This is a genomic window from Mycolicibacterium obuense, from assembly GCF_055397605.1.
Window position 1 is genome coordinate 1,739,718 of the sequence record NZ_AP043663.1, and the last position, 16,286, is coordinate 1,756,003.

Consider the following 16,286-nt stretch of genomic DNA (forward strand, 5'->3'; position numbering starts at 1 on the left):
CCTCAGTCGAGGGGCGCGGTCAGTTCGATGTTGATGTCGTCGGGATCCTGGAAGGACAGGATCGCGATACCGGCCTCCTCGAGGACCGAGATGGCGCCGTGCGGAATTCCCGCATCGGCCAACGCGCTCTGGGCGGCGGCCAACTCGGCGCGCCCGGCGACGGCGAAGCTGACGTGATCGAGGCCCATGTGCTGAGGATCGAAGACGCCGTTGCCGCCCGGTCGCAGGCCGAACAGCGTGCCCTGCGGTGTCTGGTACACCGCTCCGCCGAAGAACCGCTCGGGTGATTGGGCGATACCCGGATCGTCGGCCATCGAGGAGGTGTCCACCACCAGCGGCCAGCCGAACACCGTGTCATAGAACTTCTTGGAGCGCGCGATGTCACTGACGGTGATGCGGACATGCGCGAACCCGGTGCTGTCGACGAGAGCCATACCGTCCGGCTTACCCGTTTGCGGACGGGTCAGCTCGCCGGGCGGCGCGTATTCACCGAATCGTCATCCGCGCAGTGACACCGGGAGCGGATCAGTCCTGCACCGCCTTGGCGACCGTCAGGAAGCGCGTCACCTCGTCGGCGCGATCGGCCCGGGTGGCCACCGATGTCGATGCGGCCACCATGCGCACGATCACCCAGGCACGGGCGCGATCCTCGTCGAGGCCTGCGACGTCCACCAGCGTCCAGAAGCGCTGCCGGATCGCGTCGCGCACCCGCCCGGCGATCCCGTCCCAGTGGTGGGTCAGCATCGGTGCCACGTCGTCGTTGCGGTCACCGTTGACGGGCCGTGGGTCGACGGCCAACCACGGTGCGCGCTCGGCGGCGCGCACCGTCGAGAAGTGCAGATTGCCGTGGAGCACCACCTCGGCGCCTGCGCCGTCGGCGAGCAGGTCACTGGCGAGGGTCCGCGCCTGTTCGACCAGCCGGCGTGGCACCGCGGGGGAGTCGAGCGAGGCATCGTCGAGCCAGCATCGCAATGTGTCTGCGGCAGAGGGTAGTTGGGGCATCGCGGACACATGGAGTCGCGCGTACAGGCCGGCCACCACCGCGCACGCGTCGGTGTCGGTGAGCGATGCCAGAGTGGTGGGACCGGCGCGCTCGGTCAGCACGGCATGACGGTGCGGATCGGCGCGGAGAAGCCGAACGGCGCCGTCGCCGGCCCACCGGCGCAGCACCAGATGCTCACCGGCGAACGCCGCCGAGCCGATCTTGAGCAGCGCCGGTGCGCCGTCGGACGTGTGCACCGGTTGGGTCAGCGCGTCAGCATCCTCTTCGGGTCCAGCCCCGAGGCCTTCGTCGGCGCGCAGCCGCCACTGCTCGATCAGGTGCTGTGCCAGGGCAGCCCGATCGGGCACTACGGCGCGGCCGGGGAATGCTTGGCCTGCTGCTCGGCGGCGTGGTCCTCGATCGCCTTGCCGATGGCATGCGCTGCGCGGTCGACGAACTCGCGTCCGCTTGCCGTCACCCACTCCTGTGATGCCCTCGGCGGCGTGAGGTGACCGGTGAAATGCGGGATCACGTACTGGGCGAACAACTCGTAACTGCGCAGCTTGGCGGCCGGGGGCGCCCAGTCGTGATCGAACAGCAGGAAGGCCCCGAATCCGCCGTCGCTGGCCTCGATCAGTTCCTCGATCTTGGCGACGGCGTCGTCGGGCGTGCCGATCACCGCGAAGCCCGACTCCCGGTTGTTGGCGACGATTTCGGAGACGGTGTCGCCCTGCACCGGGCCGGCGGGCAGGATGTGGCTGAAATAGCGTGAGAATTCGGCGATTCCGTACGCGACGTCACGCTCGGCCTGCTCGCGCGTCTCGGCCAGGTGCATCGGGCCGACGAGGCGCCACTTGGATCGGTCCGCGACGTGACCGTGCTCCAGCGCCACCTCCTCCCAGGTCTTCCAGTGCTGGGCCAGCAGATCCATTCCCTGCCGGGCTGTCGCCGCGATCGACAGCATCCCGATGCCGTGCTTGCCCGCTCCGCGCGGCCCGGTGGGGGAGAAGGAGGCCGCGACCGCGACGTCGAAACACGGATCGCTGTAGGGCGCCAGCTGCAGGCGTGCGTCCTGCAGGGTGAAGCCGTCGGTGTGCATCGTGACGGTTTCGCCGCGCAGCAACCGCATGATCGCTTCGAGGCACTGCTCCATCCGGGGGCGCTGCTCGTCGGCCGGGATGCCGAGCATGTGCGCGTCGGACGTGAGCTGGCCGGGGCCGCACCCGAGCATCACGCGGCCGCGGGTGAGGTGGTCGAGCAGCACCATGCGGTCGGCGAGCATCAGCGGGTGGTGGTAGGGCAGCGAGCTGACGCCGGTGCCGAGCTTGATGTGCTTCGTGCGCTCGGCGGCTACGCCGATCATGACCTCCGGTGAGGCGATGATCTCGAACCCTGCCGAATGATGCTCCCCGATCCACGCCTCGTGGAAGCCCAGGCGGTCCATCGCCACGATCAGATCGAGGTCGCGTTCGATCGCGAGCGTCGGATTCTGCCCGGTGGGGTGGAACGGTGCCATGAAGTTTCCGAAGCGCATCCGCCCATTCTGCGACTTCTGCGGATGTGCCGGGCCTAGATGGCGACGCAGCGGGTACCGATTGGCCTGCGGCCGGCCCGGAACCGGCCCGGAAAGGACTCTCAATGGAGAAGTCAAGCCGCCGTTGTGGTGACGGGGGGTGAATCAGGTTGCCAGGTGCGGTTGTCGCGGATGAGTGCGTAGAGGACGTTGGTGCGGCGTCGCGCCAGGCAGATGGTGGCCGGGACCGGACGCTTTCCTTCGTTTCGTTTGCGCTGGTAGTAGGCCCGAGAGTCGGCGTCACAACGTATCGAGGTCAGCGCCGACATGTACATGACTCGACGCAGACGACGGCTGTAGCGCTTGGGGGTGCGCAGGTTTCCGGTCCGCGTTCCCGAATCTCGAGACACCGGGGCCAAGCCGGCCCAGGCAGCGAGTTGGTCGGCCGAATCGATCAGCGCGGGATCACCGACTGCGGCCAGGAACTCGGCGCCGAGTCGGAATCCGATACCGGGCATGCTGGTGATCACCTCGGCCAGCCGATGGCGGCGAAATCGGCCCTCGATGTTGGCGTCAGTGGTCTTGATGCGGTCATCGAGGGCGATCACCCCCTGGGCCAGTTCAGAGACCAGGGTGGCGGCGACCTCCTCGCCGGGCAGCTTGACTGTTTGGGCCTTGGCGGCCGAGACAGCAGCGGCGGCGATGGTCGACGCGTTACGGACTCCAGCATCGGACAGTATCTTCGTCAGTCGCGAAACACCGCTCTGCCGAATGGCTTTGGGTCGTTGGTAGCGCGCCAACAGCACCACCCAGCCGCGGTCGGAGCTGAGTTCGGCGACCCGTTCCAACGCTGGGCAGATGGCGATCAGTTGCTGATGCAGCCTGTTGATGGTGCGGGTGCGATCAGCCACCAGATCAGCGCGATGAGCGGTCAGCATCCGAAGTTCGGTGACCAGGTCGTCGTCGGGATGCAAGACCGGCAGATCCTGCCCGCGCATCCGCGATTGATCAGCGATCACGCGGGCATCTTTGGCGTCTGTTTTGGACTCACCTCCGCGATAAACCGTCGAGGCCTGCCACACCGCTCGGCCCGCCAGATAGCGCACCGACTTGCCAACGTCGGCCAGCACCGTCAACAGCAGGGTGGCGTAGGTCATGGTCAGGTCCACCGTCCAGGACACCCGCGGCCCCAACCCGTCGACCTGCGTGATCAGCTCGCGGATGGACTGCTCGTCGTTGACCAGCTTGCGCGAGAGCACCACTGTCCCGGTGGTGTCGACCACACACACCCAATGATGTTCCCTACCGACATCCACACCAGCCCACAACTGGTCCGTTGTCATCGATTCTCTTTTCGTTTGTCTGCCAACATCATTCCCACGGACAACCCCGCCAGCATTTCCTTAAACAAGCGATCACATCGCAGATCTCAATCAGCGGCCAGAGAAGTCCAGGCAGGCCGGGCGGCCAGTCCTTTCAAGCCGCACCACCAGGGCCGGCTACACCCACACAGCCTCACCCGACCCACCCGGGTCACAGCACAACGTAACAACACGAAGTAACTGCACCTACGAACTTAAGGACCACCCCATGTCATCGGAGGCCGATACCGCGCAGGGGGCCGATGCGGCGCCGACGAAGCTGGCCCGGCGGATCACGGGTCCGCTGCTGTTCCTGTTCGTCCTCGGCGATGTCCTCGGCGCGGGGATCTATGCGTTGATGGGCGTGCTGGCGCAGGAAGTGGGTGGCGTGCTGTGGGCGCCGCTGGTGATCGCGCTGGTGTTGGCACTGCTGACGGCCGGGTCGTACGCGGAGCTGGTCACCAAGTACCCGCGTGCGGGTGGCGCATCGGTGTTCGCCGATCGCGCGTTCGGCAAACCCCTGCTGTCGTTCCTGGTCGGCTTCTCGATGCTGGCCGCCGGCGTGACCAGTGCCGCGGGCCTGGCGCTGGCGTTCTCCGGCGACTACCTCGCGACGTTCGTCGACGTGCCCGCGGTGCCGGCTGCACTGGTGTTCCTTCTGCTCGTGGCCTGCCTGAACGCCCGGGGTATCAGCGAATCGCTGAAGACCAACGTGGTGATGACGGTCATCGAACTGTCCGGTCTGCTGATCGTCATCGCGGTGGTGGCGGTGATGCTGGGCCGAGGTCAGGGCGATGTCGGCCGCGTCGTCGAATTCCCGGCCGGATCGACACCGGCGCTGGCGATCCTGGGCGGCGCGATCATCGCCTACTACTCCTTCGTCGGATTCGAGACCTCAGCCAATGTCGTAGAAGAGATCAAGGATCCGAGCCGGGTGTACCCGAAGGCGCTCTTCGGTGCCCTGATCACCGCCGGAGTGATGTACGCGCTGGTCGGCATCGCCAGTTCGATCGCGCTGCCGGCGAACGAACTGTCCGAGTCCTCCGGCCCGCTGCTGGCCGTCGTCGCCGCGTCCGGCGTCGGGGTGCCCGACTGGGTGTTCAGCCTGATCGCGTTGATCGCAGTGGCCAACGGCGCACTGTTGACGATGATCATGTCCAGCCGTCTCACCTATGGCATGGCCGAGCAGGGCCTGCTGCCCGCGGTGCTGACCCGGGTGTTGCCGCGCCGCCGCACCCCGTGGGTCGCGATCGTCGCGACCACCGCGGTGGCGATGCTGCTCACCCTGGTCGGGGATCTTTCGACACTGGCCGAGACCGTGGTGTTGCTGCTGCTCTTCGTGTTCCTGTCGACCAACATCGCGGTGCTGGTCCTGCGCCGTGACGAGGTCGCCCACCGGCACTTCCGGGTGTGGACGTTCGTGCCGGTACTCGGCGTCGCCTCGTGCGTCCTACTTCTGACGCAGCAGAGCGCGCAGGTGTGGCTGTTCGCCGCAATCCTGCTGGCGGTCGGCGTCGTCCTGTACCTCGTCGCGCGCGGGGTGAGGCGGCGACACGCGTTGCGGGATCATGACATCTGATCAGATGGCTGATCCGGCGGACACGTGATGGGATAATGGCGCAATGTCCGAATCCGCCCGCACGTCCGCCTCCTCATCTGGGCTGGGTTCGTCGGCGGGTCAACTCCCGGCAGGGGCATTCCGATTCTGGTTCGTCGGACAGCGCTGGGAGTGGTCCGACGAGGTCGCGCGCATGCACGGCTACGAACCCGGCACCGTCGAGCCCACGACCGAACTGTTGCTCTCCCACAAGCACCCCGAGGACCGGCGACACGTCCAGGAGTTGCTCGATCACGCCCTGCACTTCGGCGGTTCGTTCAACAGCAAGCACCGCTTCGTCGACGCCGGCGGCGTGGAGCACAACGTCATCGTCATCGCCGATCGGATGTACGACGATGCGGGCGCAGTGGTCGGCACCGAGGGGTACTACGTCGACCTGACCGAGACCCTGGACAGGGAGCGCCGCGCGGTGCTCGACGAATCGCTGCCCGATCTCTTCGAAGCCCGAGCCGCGATCGAGCAGGCCAAGGGTGCGCTGATGGTGACCTACGGCGTCGACGCCGACCAGGCCTTCAAGCTGTTGCTGTGGCGATCGCAGCAGACCAACACGAAATTGCGGGCACTGGCGGCACAATTGGTCTCGGAGCTGGCGCTGGTCGATGGCGCCGCGTTGCGTCGCCAGGTCGATCATTTGATGCTGACGGTGCACGAGCGAGTCGGATCGTAAGGTCGAGCGTCGATGGTCGAGACGTTGTGTTCGGTGGTGGAGCCGGTGACGGCGAAGACGAAGGTGTGTGGGGCAGCTGGACGTCGTAGAGGATGCTGACGGTGGCGCGGTGGTGGTGTGCGTCCGCGGCGAAGTCGATTCGAACTCCGTCGACACGCTCGCCGATGCGCTCGACAAGGGGTTGTCAGCCGGCACGGCTGCGCCGGCGAAGGCGCTGATCATCGATCTGACACAGGTGTCGTATTTCGGCAGCGCAGGGCTGAACGCAGTACTGAGCTGTTTCGAACGCGGCCGCGACGGCGGCGTCGCGGTGCGCGTGGTCGCCGACAACCCGGAGGTGATCCGGCCGATCGAGGTGACGAAGCTGGACAACGTGCTGCGTCCCTATCCCACCGTCGCGGCTGCGACGGCTGCGGACGCCGGCCCGCAGTGACCACGCCCGGCCTGTTCACCGAGGGCGGCGAAGTCGGCCGCGATCTCGCCCGGGTGGACTGGGCCGCCACTCCGCTGGGCGACCCGGCGGGGTGGGCGCAGAGCCTGCAGACCGCGGTCAGCATTCTGCTGACCTCGCGGTTCTCGATGTGGATGGGGTGGGGTCCCGAGCTGACCTTCTTCTGCAACGAGGCGTATCGCCGAGACACGTTGGGGCGCAAGTATCCTTCGGCGCTCGGCCGACCCTTCAGGGAGGTCTGGGCCGAGATCTGGACTGACATCGCGCCCCGCATCGAGCACGTGATGTCCACCGGTGAAGCGACGTGGGACACAGCGCTGCTGCTGTTCGTCGAACGTTCCGGCTATCTCGAGGAGTCGTATCACACGTTCTCCTACAGCCCGCTGCGCGACGATGTCGGCACCGTGGTCGGGCTGCTCTGCGTGGTCAGCGAGGACACCGTGCAGGTGATCGGCGAACGCCGAATGGCCACGCTGCGTGACCTGGGGTCCGACCCCAGCGTCGTCCGCACCGAGACGGAGATCCTCGCGTTCGCCGATCGTCAGTTGGGCCACAACCTGCGCGATCTGCCGTTCACGCTGACCTACCTGTTCGACGCCGACGACTCGGCGCACCTGGCGGGGATGAGCGGGATCGGGGTCGATCATCCCGCGGCGCCGCCCGTCGTGGACGCGGACGGGGGCATCTGGCCCGCCGCGCCGGCCGCGGCCGGCGACACGGTCGTGGTCGATCTCGAGGACTTCCCGCCCATGCCGACCGGGGACTGGAAAGACCCGCCCGTTCAGGCGTTGGTCACGCCGCTGCTGCAGCAGGGTGGCGGTGCGCCGGTGGGTTTCCTGGTGGCCGGACTCAACCGCTACCGGCCGCTCGACGAGGGCTACCGCGGCTTCGTCACGCTGGTGGCCGGCCACCTCGCCGCCGGTGTCAGTCTGGCCCGCAGTTACAGTGCGCAGCAGCGCAGAGCCGAAGAGCTCGCCGAACTCGACCGGGCGAAGACCACGTTCTTCTCCAACATCAGCCATGAGTTCCGCACCCCGCTGACCCTGATCCTCGACCCCGTCGCCGAGCTCCGCCGCCGCGACGACGTCGACGCCGCCGCCCGCGAAGAGCTCGACGTGGTGTGGCGCAACGGGTTACGGCTGACCAAGCTGGTGAACACGCTGCTCGACTTCTCGCGGATCGAGGCCGGCCGCGCACAGGCGACCTATGTGCCCGTCGACATCGGCGCGGCGACCGCGGAACTCGCGAGTGTGTTCCGGTCCGCCGTGGAACGCGCGGGCCTGACCTACACGGTGGATTGCCCGACGCTCGACGAGCCGGTGTATCTCGACACGGACATGTGGGAGAAGATCGTCTTCAACCTGCTGTCGAATGCGCTGAAATTCACGTTACAGGGCACGATTTCGGTCAGCGTCCGCCGCGACGGCGATCGGGCGTCGATCACCGTGTCCGACACCGGCACCGGGGTCCCGCCCGAGGAGGTTCCGCGCCTGTTCGAGCGGTTCCACCGCATCGAGAACGTCGCCGCGCGCTCGCACGAGGGAAGCGGCATCGGGCTGGCACTGGTCAAGGAACTCGTCGAATTGCACGGCGGCACCATCGACGTGGACAGCACACACGGCGTGGGCACCACCTTCGACATCCGACTGCCCTTCGGCGCCGCTCACCTGCCCGCTGACGCGATCGCCGCGGCGTCGGTCCGGCCTCTGGGTGCTTCGGCGGACGCGTACGTCGAGGAAGCGATGCGCTGGCACGGTGACGAGGGCCTCGAGAGTGGTTCCGCCGCAGCACGTTCGACATCCGGATCGGTTCCTGCTCCGCTCTCCGGTGGACCCGTTCGCGTACTGGTCGCCGATGACAACGCGGACATGCGGGAGTACCTGGCCCGGTTGCTGCGGGCCGACGGATACACCGTCGACGCGGTGGCCGACGGTGTACGGGCACTCGAATCGGTGCGCACCGACCCGCCGGACATGCTGATCAGCGACGTGATGATGCCGGGGCTCGACGGACTCGCTCTGGTGAAGGCGTTGCGCGCCGATCGGCGTACCGCTGCGTTACCGGTGCTGCTGCTGTCCGCACGTGCCGGGCAGGAGGCCTCGATCAGCGGTCTGCAGGCCGGTGCCGACGACTACATGGTCAAGCCCTTCGCCGCGGCCGAGCTGCTGGCGCGGGTGCGCACGAATGTCGAACTCGCCCGGCTGCGTGACCACCACGCGCGGTGGCGCACAGCGCTGGTCGACTCGTTGCAGGAAGCGTTCTTCGTGTGCGACGAAGACGGCTCGGTCATCGAGATCAACGGTGCCTTCACCGACATCCTCGGATTCGACGCGTCCGGACTGCCCTACGCGCCGATCTATCCCTGGTGGCCATCGGCCGCCACCGACGCCGATGCCCATCGCGAAGTCGCCGAGGCGTTCGGCAACCTGATGGACCAGCCGCACGGCACGATCAACGAGGTGCCTGTCACCCATCGCGACGGGCATCGGCTCTGGGTGACCGCGACGTTCAGCCACGCAGAAGACCCGGACACCGGCCGCAAGGTCGTGGTCGGCACGATGCGTGACGTGACCGCCGAGCACTATCTCGTGCAGCGGGAGTCGGCCCTGGCGTCGCTGAACGAGGCTCTGGCACAGGCGGATACGCTCGACGATGCGGTGCGCGCCGCAGCCGGACAACTGCGCGCGATCTGGCAGGCCCGTCGCGTCGTCGCCGCCACGCTTTCTCCTCGGGATGGCGAATCGTCGCCGGTCGCAATGGATGTCGTCTGTGCAGGCGAGAGTGTCGCAGGCTGGGACGGGTTGTCGGAACGCGCGCGGCACGCGATCTCGGCCCTCCGCGATGGCGACCTCCTCGATCCGGCGACATCGGAGCCGGGATCGGCCGGTGTGGCGCTGCAACATCCCCGTGGAATCTTGGTGATCTACATCGAGCTGTTCGAGCAGCGCCGGTTCACCGTCGAAGACCACACGCTGCTCACCGTGCTGGCCGGTCGGCTCGGTCAGGGCCTGCAGCGGGTGCACCAGATCGACCAGCAGCGAGAGACCGCCCTGGCGTTGCAGCACGCGATCCTCGGGCCTGCACTGTCGACAGGGTTCGCCGTGCGCTATCAACCCGCCACGCGCCCGCTGCAGGTCGGGGGGGACTGGTATGACGTCGTCGACCTCGACGACGGGCGGATCGGGCTGATCGTCGGGGACTGTGTCGGGCACGGACTGGCCGCGGCGACGGTGATGGGTCAGCTGCGCAGCGCGTGCCGGGCACTACTCCTCGAGCATCCCAGCCCGGCGGCGACGCTCTCGGCGCTCGACCGTTTCGCCGCTCGGCTGCCCGGCGCGCGGTGCACCACCGCGTTCTGCGCGGTGCTCACCCCCGGTACCGGTGAGCTGACCTACTCCTGCGCGGGGCACCCGCCACCCATTCTCGTGCTCGCCGACCGCACGACCGAACTCCTAGACGACGCCCGCTCGACACCGCTGGCTGTCAAGTACTCCGAGTCGCGGCCGGAAACCACGGTCACGATGTCGCCGCGCGCCACCCTGCTGCTCTACACCGACGGTCTGGTGGAGCGGCGCCGGGAATCGATCGACGACGGAATCGCCCGTGCCACCGGAGTGGTCGGCGCCAATCGCGGCACCGCACTGGACGAATTGGCCGACGTGATCATGACCGGGCTGGCGCCCGACAGCGGTTACGACGACGACGTGGCGCTGTTGCTCTACCGGCAGCCCGGGCCGCTGGAACTCGACATCACCGCGGACGTCGGCGAATTGGCGCCCAGCAGAGCCGCGCTGCGAACGTGGCTGGGCAGCGCCGGCGTCAGCAAAGAGCAGACGCTCGATGTGCTCATCGCGGTCGGTGAGGCGATGGCCAACGCGGTCGAACACGGCCACCGCGACGATCCCGGCGGAACGGTCAGCCTGCACGCGAGCTGGTTCGCCGACCTCCTGCGCGTGACCATCCGTGACACCGGCCGGTGGAAGCCGCAGTCAGCGACGCCGGATGTGACTCGGGGGCGCGGACTTCCGCTGATGCACGCTCTGATGCAGGATGTCTCCATCGACTCCCAGACCACCGGCACCACGGTGCACATGCAGACGAGGATCGGATGATGGCGACGCCGCTGCAGGTGCACACCAAGCGCCGCGATGACGGCACCACCGTGGTGATGGCTGCCGGCGAACTCGACCTGAGTAACGTCGCCGAGTTCTCCGAAGCCCTCGGGGCGGCCGTGCGCACCGGCCGTGACGTCACGGGTGTCACCCCGGTGCGTGTGGACCTGACCCGGATCGAATACCTGGACAGCGGCGCCATCAGCGTCCTGTTCGAGCACGCCGATGCCATCAACGTGCTCGTCAATCCCATCCTGATGTCGGTCCTGACCGTCAGTGGCCTCGACAAGGTGACCACGGTGGCGGCGCCGCCCCCGCAGTAACAGAAGCCGTGAGTCACCCGCCCGCCTGTCTGCGGGCGCGGGCCCGTCGCTTCCCTTCGTGCATCGCCGCGACACGCGCAACCGGGATCGTCCTGCCGTGCGTGATCAGCTCCTCCGGCAGCCGCTGTGGCGCCGGCATCGCCTCCGCCCACGGGTCCCGTCCGCCAAGATGTGTGAGCGCCGTGGTGATGGTGAAGTCCGCCGGACGCACGCTGGCCAGATCCGACCACGCGACCGGGAACGACACCGGTGTTCCGGGCCGCAGGCGTGGGCTGTACGCCGCCGCCACAGTGGCCCCGCCCGATCGGGTGGCGTCGATGAACACTTTGCCGGCGCGATCGGAGACGATGAACGCCGTGGTGGCGATCGTGGGATCGAGCGCCTCGGCACGAGCGGCGAGCGCGCGTGTCGCCGCGGCCACGTCCTCACCCGGTGTCGCCAGCCCGTCGAGGTCGACAGGAACGAAGACGTGCACCCCTCGTGAGCCGCTGGTCTTCACCGCACCCGTCAACCCGGCATCCGCCAGCGCCCTGCGGACCAGCTCCGCGACCGCGACGACCGCCGCGAACTCCGCGCCGTCCGGCGGGTCGAGATCGAGGATCAGGTGGGTGGGCCGGTAGACGTCGCCGGCCAGGCCCAGTGCCGGGTGGTATTCGACGGCACGCTGATTGGCCAGCCACATCAGCGTGCGCCTGTCGTTGCACAGTGCGTAACGGATGTCGCGATGCGAGGCCTCGGCCCACAGGTGCACCGTCGGCACCCACTCGGGTGTGTACGCCGGCAGGTTCTTCTGCATGAAAGGGGCACGGCCGCGGAGCACTCGCAGGACGGTCAGCGGACGGTCCGCGAGAACGGGCAGCATTCGGTCTGCGACAGCGTCGAGGTAGTCGACGAGATCGCCCTTGGTCGCTTCGGTGTCCGCGGCGAGGGGCTGGTCGAGATTGGTGAGATCGACCCCGTGACGCTGCTGCCCAGGCACGAGTCTCAGCTTACGGACGCAACGGTGACGTTCCCGAGTCCGTTTCGCCGGGCGCGGCGAGCGCACGGTGGCGAACCGGTAACGTCTGCCCGGATCAACAGCGAAAGATTTGATGAGCTAGTTGTATGTAACCTCGACGCGCCGGGTGAGCGTGAGCGGCTCCAGCACGTGGGTCTGCGATGGGCCTGAAAAAGGGCCTGGAAAAGGGCCTGGAAAAGGGCGAGGTCAGGCTTGACGGGGACGAGGCACGATGGCGAGTGAGCACTCGGGAGTGGCGCGGGTCGTCCGCGCGCTCGCCGTGCCCATTCTGCTGGGCTGGATCCTGCTGACCGTCGCGACCAACGTCCTGCTTCCATCGCTCGAGGAGGTCGGTGCGGACCGGACCGTGGGCCTGGCCGCCAAGGACGGCCCCGCCTGGATCTCGATGAAGCAGATCGGGGAGAACTTCGAGGAGTTCGACTCCGACAGCACCGCGATGATCGTCATCGAGGGCGATCACCCGCTCGGCGACGACGCACACCGCTACTACGACTCACTCGTCGACAAGCTCGAGGCCGACACCACCCACGTCCAGCACGTCGCCGACTTCTGGGGGGACCCACTGACGGCCGCCGGCGCGCAGAGCGCGGACGGCAAAGCCGCGTACGTCCAGCTCAATCTGCACGGCAACCAGGGTGAGCCGCTGGCGAACCAGTCAGTCGAAGCGGTCCGCGAGATCGTCGACTCCACACCCGCGCCACCGGGCATGACGGCCTACGTGACGGGACCGGCGCCGCTGATCGCCGATCAGGCGCACGCCGGTGACCGAAGCATCTTCAAGGTCACACTGATCACCATCGGCGTCATCGCGCTCATGCTGCTGCTCGTCTACCGGTCCGTCGTCACGATGCTGCTGATCCTGTTCATGGTGTTCATCGAACTCGGCGCGGCCCGCGGCATCGTGTCGTTCCTGGCGATCAACGACGTCATCGGCCTGTCGACGTTCGCGGTGAACCTCCTGGTGCTGATGGTCATCGCGGCGGGAACGGACTACGCGATCTTCGCCATCGGGCGGTATCAGGAGGCACTCGGCGCCGGGCAGGACCGGGTGACGGCCTTCTACACGATGTTCAACGGCACGGCGCACGTCATCCTCGGGTCGGGGCTGACGATCGCGGGCGCCATGTCCTGCCTCAGCTTCACCCGGCTTCCGTACTTCAGCACGCTCGGCGTGCCGTGCGCGGTGGGCACCCTGGTGGCGGTGCTGGCCGCCCTGACGCTCGGACCGGCAGTCGTCGTGGTGGCGGGCCGCTTTGGCGCGTTCGCTCCCAAACGCGCGATCAGTTCCCGGGGTTGGCGGCGCATCGGCACGCTGGTCGTGCGATGGCCCGTTCCGGTGCTGGCCGGAACGTTGGCTCTGGCGCTCGTCGGACTCGTGACGTTGCCCGGCTACAAGACCAACTACGACGCCCGCAACTACCTGCCGTCGGACATCCCGGCCAACATCGGTTACGCGGCTGCGGAGCGCCACTTCGGCACGGCGCGGATGAACCCCACCCTGCTGATGGTGCAGAGCGACCACGACCTGCGCAATCCCGCGGACTTCCTGGTCATCGACAAGATCGCCAAGGCCCTGTTCCGGGTGCCGGGTGTTTCGCGCGTGCAGACGATCACGCGGCCTGACGGGAAGCCGATCAAGCACAGCACGATCCCATTTCGGATGAGTGTGCAGGGCACGCTCTCGCAGTTGAACCAGAAGTACCAGCAGGACCGGATGGCCGATATGCTCCGCCAGGCCGACGAGATGCAGAAGAGCATCGAGACGATGCAGAAGATGTACAGCGTCACGCAGCAGATGCGCGACACCACGCATCAGTTGGTCCTCAAGACCAAAGACACCGCCGTCGACGTCGCCACGTTGCGCGACAACATCGCCACCTTCGACGATTTCATCCGTCCGCTGCGCAGCTACTTCTACTGGGAACCGCACTGCTACAACATCCCGGTGTGCTGGGCGATCCGCTCGGTGTTCGACACCCTCGACGGCATCAACACGATGAGCGAGGACATCGGCAACATCGTTCCCGACCTGGAACGCCTCGACACGCTGATGCCCCAGCTGGTGGCGATGTTGCCCAGTCAGATCGACACCATGCGGTCGATGAAATCGATGATGTTGACGATGTACCAGACGCAGAAGGGCATGCAGGACCAGATCGCGGCGCAACAGGACAATGCGTCGGCCATGGGTGACGCATTCGACGACTCGCGCAACGACGATACGTTCTACCTGCCTCCGGAAGTGTTCACCAACAAAGCTTTTCAGCGGGGTATCCAGCAGTTCATCTCACCTGACGGAAAGTCGGTGCGGTTCATCATCAGTCACGAGGGCGACCCGGCGACCCTCGAGGGCCTCGCCACGGTGGACCCGATCAAGACTGCGGCAAAGGAGGCGATCAAGGGCACGCCGTTGGAGGGTTCCACGGTCTTCCTCGCCGGCACTGCGCCCACCTACAAGGACATGAAGGACGGTTCGCACTACGACCTGTTGATCGCCGTGATCGCCGCTGTCACATTGGTTTTCGTCATCATGTTGATCATCACGCGGGCTGCGATCGCCGCCGCGGTGATCGTCGGCACCGTGCTGTTGTCCCTCGGCGCGTCGTTCGGGTTGTCGATTCTGCTGTGGCAGCACCTGATCGGGCTCGAGCTGCACTGGATGGTCTTGCCGATGTCGGTGATCCTGCTGCTTGCCGTCGGGTCGGACTACAACCTTCTGCTCGTGTCGCGGTTGAAGGAAGAGAAGGTCGGCGGCTTGAAGACCGGCATCATCCGCTCGATGGCGGGCACCGGATCGGTGGTCACCTCGGCGGGGCTGGTGTTCGCGTTCACGATGGCGTCGTTCGCATTCAGCGACTTGGCGGTGATGGCCCAGGTCGGAACCACGATCGCGCTGGGCCTGCTGTTCGACACACTGATCGTGCGGTCGTTCATGACGCCGGCGATGGCCACCATACTGGGCCGCTGGTTCTGGTGGCCCCAACACGTGCCGAGTCCTGCGTCTCAGCGCAGACTGGCCGCGCTCAGGAGGTAGCGGCGAGCTCGCCGATCGGCGTGGTGTCGAGATGAGCCAACAACTCGGCGGCGTCTTCGAACACGGCAGCCGCACCGGCCTCGGAGAGCTCCGCGCGTGACACTCCGCCCGAGAGCACGCCGACCGAGGTCAGCTTCGCCCGCCGGGCGGCCTCGCAGTCCCAGATCGCATCGCCGACGAACACCGCCTGAGCGGCTGTGACGCCGGCGCGCGCCAACGCCACCTCGACGATGTCGGGTTGCGGCTTGGCGGTGTCCACATCCGCGGACGACGTGACCTCGGACACCACGTCGTCGCAATCGAGAACGTCACGCAGCGTGCGTAATTCGTCGTCGGGGGCCGAGGTGGCCAGCACCACCTGCAGGCCGAGGTCGGCGACCCGCCGCAGCAGGTCGCGCGCACCGGGCAGCGGAGTCAGCAGGTGCGTGCTCTCCTGGTAGAACTCGCTGTGCCGATCCTTGAGCTGATCGAGCTGACCCTGGCCGGCATCCTCGCCGGCCAGGGTCTTCACCAATGTCGTGCCGTCCATCCCGATGCACCGATGAATGCGCCACGCCGCGACGGGCACGCCTTCGGCTTCGAACGCGCGGACCCAGGCGTAGACGTGGAGATAGTTCGAATCCACCAGGGTGCCGTCAACGTCGAACAGGACAGCCGGCTGTGTCATCGGCTGGCTCAGGGGACCGTCACGCAGCCGACGCCGGGAACACAGCCGCTGCCACCGCCGGGTCCGCCGCTGCCGGTCGGGCCGCCGGGGATGGAGCCGCCGCCGCCGCCGGGTCCGCCGCTACCGGTGGGACCGCCGGGAATGGAGCCGCCGCCACCGTTGGCGTTACCGCCACCTGTGGGACCGCCGGGGATGGAGCCGCCGCCACCGTTGGCGTCACCGCCACCGGTGGGACCGCCGGGGATGGAGCCGCCGCCGCCGTTGGCATCGCCGCCGCCGGTGGCGCCACCGGGGGCGGGACTCGTGCTCATAGACGGTGCAGTGCTGGAGGGCGCCGTCGTGCTGGTGGTGCTGGTGGTGCTGCTCTCGGTGGTCGACGACGTGCTGCTCGAGTCGCCACTGTCACCACCGCCGCAGCCGACGGCGAACACGAGAAGCGTCGCGCCGCCGAACACGGCCAGTCGGGTCCTCGGATGGGATTTCATGGTCCACCAATCTGTCGCAGGGTGCCCCGCAGATACCCGAGCCGCCGCGGCTCGA

General features: G+C 67.4%; 13 protein-coding genes. 6 read left to right on the forward strand and 7 right to left on the reverse strand.

What is annotated here, in order from left to right:
• Positions 1 to 2: 2 nt before the first annotated feature.
• The 4 genes from ACZ50N_RS08290 to ACZ50N_RS08305 all read right to left on the reverse strand — a co-directional run bounded on the left by ACZ50N_RS08290 (position 3) and on the right by ACZ50N_RS08305 (position 3,838).
• Positions 3 to 434, reverse strand: coding sequence for a VOC family protein (locus ACZ50N_RS08290; RefSeq protein ID WP_073683124.1), 432 nt, complete (start codon positions 432 to 434; stop codon positions 3 to 5).
• 91 nt (positions 435 to 525) lie between these two features.
• Entirely contained in the window at positions 526 to 1,350 is an 825-nt protein-coding gene (locus tag ACZ50N_RS08295; RefSeq protein WP_464475130.1) for an aminoglycoside phosphotransferase family protein, read from the reverse strand.
• Positions 1,350 to 2,516 (reverse strand): LLM class flavin-dependent oxidoreductase, encoded by a 1,167-nt coding sequence (locus ACZ50N_RS08300; protein ID WP_073683122.1) that lies wholly within the window; start codon positions 2,514 to 2,516, stop codon positions 1,350 to 1,352. The genes ACZ50N_RS08295 and ACZ50N_RS08300 overlap by 1 nt, the downstream gene beginning before the upstream one ends.
• 113 nt (positions 2,517 to 2,629) lie before the next feature.
• Positions 2,630 to 3,838: an IS110 family RNA-guided transposase gene (locus ACZ50N_RS08305; protein WP_464473412.1), complete on the reverse strand. Its 1,209-nt coding sequence runs from the start codon at positions 3,836 to 3,838 to the stop codon at positions 2,630 to 2,632.
• Between the two features lie 247 nt (positions 3,839 to 4,085).
• On the opposite strand from ACZ50N_RS08305, the gene ACZ50N_RS08310 reads away from it, so the two are divergent.
• The 5 genes from ACZ50N_RS08310 to ACZ50N_RS08330 all read left to right on the forward strand — a co-directional run bounded on the left by ACZ50N_RS08310 (position 4,086) and on the right by ACZ50N_RS08330 (position 11,027).
• Positions 4,086 to 5,435 carry an APC family permease gene (locus tag ACZ50N_RS08310; RefSeq protein ID WP_073683121.1) on the forward strand — a complete coding sequence of 450 codons (1,350 nt, stop codon included), beginning with the start codon at positions 4,086 to 4,088 and terminating at the stop codon, positions 5,433 to 5,435.
• A 43-nt stretch (positions 5,436 to 5,478) separates the two neighbouring features.
• Positions 5,479 to 6,141: a PAS and ANTAR domain-containing protein gene (locus ACZ50N_RS08315; RefSeq protein WP_073683120.1), complete on the forward strand. Its 663-nt coding sequence runs from the start codon at positions 5,479 to 5,481 to the stop codon at positions 6,139 to 6,141.
• 67 nt (positions 6,142 to 6,208) lie between these two features.
• Positions 6,209 to 6,574, forward strand: coding sequence for an STAS domain-containing protein (locus ACZ50N_RS08320; RefSeq protein ID WP_133413299.1), 366 nt, complete (start codon positions 6,209 to 6,211; stop codon positions 6,572 to 6,574).
• The gene (locus ACZ50N_RS08325) at positions 6,571 to 10,704 is read left to right on the forward strand and encodes a SpoIIE family protein phosphatase (RefSeq protein WP_464475131.1); all 4,134 of its coding nucleotides are present in this window, start codon (positions 6,571 to 6,573) and stop codon (positions 10,702 to 10,704) included. Before ACZ50N_RS08320 ends, ACZ50N_RS08325 begins: the two co-directional genes overlap by 4 nt.
• On the forward strand, positions 10,704 to 11,027 hold the full coding sequence (locus ACZ50N_RS08330) for an STAS domain-containing protein (RefSeq protein ID WP_046365390.1): 324 nt from the start codon (positions 10,704 to 10,706) through the stop codon (positions 11,025 to 11,027). Before ACZ50N_RS08325 ends, ACZ50N_RS08330 begins: the two co-directional genes overlap by 1 nt.
• 13 nt (positions 11,028 to 11,040) lie before the next feature.
• On the opposite strand, the gene ACZ50N_RS08335 is transcribed toward ACZ50N_RS08330, so the two are convergent.
• The gene (locus ACZ50N_RS08335; protein ID WP_073683118.1) at positions 11,041 to 12,006 is read right to left on the reverse strand and encodes a DNA polymerase domain-containing protein; all 966 of its coding nucleotides are present in this window, start codon (positions 12,004 to 12,006) and stop codon (positions 11,041 to 11,043) included.
• Positions 12,007 to 12,256: 250 nt separating this feature from the next.
• Here ACZ50N_RS08335 and ACZ50N_RS08340 point away from each other — a divergent pair, with 250 nt between their 5' ends.
• A complete protein-coding gene (locus tag ACZ50N_RS08340; protein ID WP_464475132.1) occupies positions 12,257 to 15,079 on the forward strand; it encodes an MMPL/RND family transporter in 2,823 nt (940 codons plus the stop codon).
• On the opposite strand, the gene ACZ50N_RS08345 is transcribed toward ACZ50N_RS08340, so the two are convergent.
• Together ACZ50N_RS08345 and ACZ50N_RS08350 are read right to left on the reverse strand one after the other, a co-directional pair.
• Positions 15,069 to 15,746 carry an HAD family hydrolase gene (locus ACZ50N_RS08345; RefSeq protein WP_464475133.1) on the reverse strand — a complete coding sequence of 226 codons (678 nt, stop codon included), beginning with the start codon at positions 15,744 to 15,746 and terminating at the stop codon, positions 15,069 to 15,071. The genes ACZ50N_RS08340 and ACZ50N_RS08345 overlap by 11 nt on opposite strands.
• A gap of 8 nt (positions 15,747 to 15,754) precedes the next feature.
• Positions 15,755 to 16,231: a hypothetical protein gene (locus tag ACZ50N_RS08350; protein WP_277244039.1), complete on the reverse strand. Its 477-nt coding sequence runs from the start codon at positions 16,229 to 16,231 to the stop codon at positions 15,755 to 15,757.
• Positions 16,232 to 16,286: the final 55 nt, after the last annotated feature.

Excerpts from the sequence above, each read along its gene's own strand:
- ACZ50N_RS08305 (WP_464473412.1), bottom strand. The coding sequence starts at position 3,838 with ATGACAACGGACCAGTTGTGGGCTGGTGTGGATGTCGGTAGGGAACAT.
- ACZ50N_RS08350 (WP_277244039.1), bottom strand. The coding sequence starts at position 16,231 with ATGAAATCCCATCCGAGGACCCGACTGGCCGTGTTCGGCGGCGCGACG.
- ACZ50N_RS08345 (WP_464475133.1), bottom strand. The coding sequence starts at position 15,746 with ATGACACAGCCGGCTGTCCTGTTCGACGTTGACGGCACCCTGGTGGAT.
- ACZ50N_RS08310 (WP_073683121.1), top strand. The coding sequence starts at position 4,086 with ATGTCATCGGAGGCCGATACCGCGCAGGGGGCCGATGCGGCGCCGACG.
- ACZ50N_RS08300 (WP_073683122.1), bottom strand. The coding sequence starts at position 2,516 with ATGCGCTTCGGAAACTTCATGGCACCGTTCCACCCCACCGGGCAGAAT.
- ACZ50N_RS08330 (WP_046365390.1), top strand. The coding sequence starts at position 10,704 with ATGGCGACGCCGCTGCAGGTGCACACCAAGCGCCGCGATGACGGCACC.
- ACZ50N_RS08340 (WP_464475132.1), top strand. The coding sequence starts at position 12,257 with ATGGCGAGTGAGCACTCGGGAGTGGCGCGGGTCGTCCGCGCGCTCGCC.
- ACZ50N_RS08290 (WP_073683124.1), bottom strand. The coding sequence starts at position 434 with ATGGCTCTCGTCGACAGCACCGGGTTCGCGCATGTCCGCATCACCGTC.
- ACZ50N_RS08315 (WP_073683120.1), top strand. The coding sequence starts at position 5,479 with ATGTCCGAATCCGCCCGCACGTCCGCCTCCTCATCTGGGCTGGGTTCG.